General features: G+C 71.5%; 2 protein-coding genes. Both read right to left on the bottom strand.

Annotated features, from left to right (window positions below; translation table 11 throughout):
* Nucleotides 1–2,025 (bottom strand): glycoside hydrolase family 9 protein (locus ETD85_RS61530; RefSeq protein WP_170247499.1); only part of this gene is annotated, 2,025 nt, incomplete at its 3' end.
* Between the two features lie 146 nt (nucleotides 2,026–2,171).
* A partial coding sequence (locus ETD85_RS61525) for a hypothetical protein (protein ID WP_206059637.1) occupies nucleotides 2,172–2,679 on the bottom strand: 508 nt, incomplete at its 5' end.

The following is a 2,679-nucleotide window of genomic DNA, read 5'->3' as shown; positions in this document are numbered from 1 at the left end:
GGGCAGGGCGGGGTCGAGCTGGTGCGCGTACCAGCGGCTGTGCTGGTTCTTCGAGGCGACCTCGCCGTAGCCGGTCACGTACGACTGGTTGAGCGCGTTGCGGCCGAGCAGGTAGTCCATCCCCTCGCGTACGGCCGCACGGTACTTCTCCTGCCCGGTCAGGTCGTAGGCCGTGGCCAGGACCACCAGGTTGTTCAGCACCAGGTTGTTCGAGCCCCAGTCGAAGTCGGGCGGGTTGTACGGCAGCCCGTACGGGTGCGCCCGCTGGACCGCCAGGTACTTCTCGGCCCCTTCGAGCACCGACTGCCGCACCCGGGCCCGGTCGGGCAGCCCGTTGGGCACGGTCGCCAGGTCCAGGCGGCCGAGCTGGGCGGTGTTGCCCCAGTCGAAGCCGCGATCGCGCCAGATGTCGCCGGTGTGGTGCGGCGAGGCCAGCACGAAGTCCTTGAACTCCTTCTCGCCCGTCGTGATGAACAGCTCCGCCGCCGCCCAGTAGAACTCGTCGCTCACGTCGCCGTCGCTGTAGGAGCCGCCGCCGATGCCGTCGTTCGGGTCGGCGTACTTCGCCGGGTTCGCCTTGGCCGCCGCCCACGCCTTGCGGGCCGCCTTGAGGTTCCTGGCGGCGAACTCCGCGTCATAAGGGGCGTACAGCCGGGCCGCCTGCGCCGCCGTCGCGGCCAGGTTGAGGGTGGCGGCCGTCGAGGGCGGGTGCAGCTCGCGCAGCTGGGGGTCCAGGTGCGGCAGCAGCGGCAGGCCCGTCCAGTTCTGGTCGTGGATCTTGTGGTGCGCCATCCCCGCCAGCGGCTTGCCGTCCGGCACCTGCATGCTCAGCAGGAACTCCTGCTCCCACCGGGCCTCGTCCAGGATGTCCGGCCGGCCGTTGCCGCTCTCCGGGATGGCGAGCTGGCCGTCCTTGAAGGCCGCCTGATCCCGCTCGTACGTCGCCATGAGCTGGTAGACCGAGATGCCGCCGTTGACGACGTACTTGCCGTGGTCGCCGGCGTCGTACCAGCCGCCCTTGACGTTCAGCGAGTAGTCGCAGACGCCCGGCTGGCAGGGCACGCTCACGTCACCCTGGTTCGGCGCGGTGCCGGCATGGCCGGCCGGCCTGCCGTAGCCGGGCCTGAGGCTGTCGAGGATCTCGATGCCGCTGCGCTGGGTGTAGTAGAACTTCAGCGCGTCGGCCGGCAGCGCGTCGTAGATGTCCGCGCCGATGTCGAACGGCCTGCTCGTCTCGCCGTCCGCCGTCAGCGTGTAGCCCTTGCCCGGCTTGCGGTAGGAGCCGAAGTCGAGCGTGTGCACGTTCTGGCCCGAGCTGGCGTCCACGCCTCTCGGCGCGGTCCTGCCGGTGGCGACCGTCTCCTTGCCGTCGTTCTTGAGCTCCCACTCCAGCGGCTCGGTCGCCGTCGTCACGACGGTGGCCTTCTTCGGGCCCGAGGGGAGATAGCCGACCATGTTCACGCGGACGCGCGGACCCGTGTCCGGCTCGTACACCTCCGGCTCGGCGCCGCCCTTGAGCGACACGTCGTCCATGCAGAACCTCCAGGGCTCGGCGCTGCCGCCCAGCTGGAAGGCGACCTGGGCGTTCGGCAGCGACACGGGGGCGGTGAACGTGTAGGAGTAGTCGTTGCCCGAGACGCTCAGCTCGGGGTTGGCCGCCAGATACTGCGTCCACGGGTCCACCGGGAGCTGGATCAGCGCCTTGCCGACCTTGGCGGGGGTCGCGGAGGCACTGAACCGGTACGCGTACGTCTCGCCTGCCACCAGCGGGAGGTTGTCCTGGCCGATGATGACGTCCCACGGGTTGGTGGTGCCCCCGGGGATGTCGGTGCACAGGCGGCCGTCGTCCACGGCGAGGGTGAGGTTGCCGGTGCCCCACCAGGGGGAGGTGCCGGCGTCGAAGGTGCCGTTCACGATCTGCTCGGGTCCCTCGTCGGCGGCTTGGGCGGCCAGGCCGGGAGAAAGGGCGGGGGACAGGGCGACCATGGTGAAAAGGGCCAGTAAGGCGGCTCGGCGTCGGGTCATGGAGGTCCTTCGCAGGGGTGGGAGCGCTCCCAATGGAGCGATCCGATCCTCCTTTCCCCCCGCCGCTCCCGTCAACGCCTGCGCACCAACGGCCGTCGAAGACGGTGAAACTTTCACGCCGGGGTGCTCTGAGGCGCCGGCGCGGGTCAACGATCCGGAGACCGGCCAGGAAAGGCCCTTGGCTGCAGGTGGCGGGCCAGCTCGTCCGCCCGGCGGCGGTCGTAGGGGACGGACAGGCGGTCCGCTGCGGCTCTGGCCTGCTCGGCCGCCCGCCTCGCCGCTCGCCTTCTGCCCGCCCCCGCCAGGACCAGGGCCCGGGCCCAGCCGATCCTGGCCGCGGCACCGGGGTTGCGGGCGGCGTACGCGGACAGGCGGGAGAGGAGCACGCGCGCGGTCGCCCGGCCGGGCCGCGGGTTGAGCTGCCAGAACAGCTCGGCCAGGCCCGACCAGCATTCGAGCATGCCGGGCTGCACCGACGGGAGCTGCTCGGCCAGGGCCAGGGCTCGGACGAGCGCCGCCCGCGCCTCCTCCTGCGGATCGCCGCGCACCTCGTCTCGCGGGGCGCGGTCGCCTTCCGGAGCGAGGTCCCTCTTCCGGAGGAGGTCGCCTTCCTGGAGGCGGTGGGTATCCGGGGTGGGGTGGTTTTCCTGGAGG

Source organism: Nonomuraea zeae (genome assembly GCF_005889725.1).
Classification (GTDB): Bacteria; Actinomycetota; Actinomycetes; order Streptosporangiales; family Streptosporangiaceae; genus Nonomuraea; species Nonomuraea zeae.
This window is presented reverse-complemented; position numbering and strand designations above follow the sequence as displayed.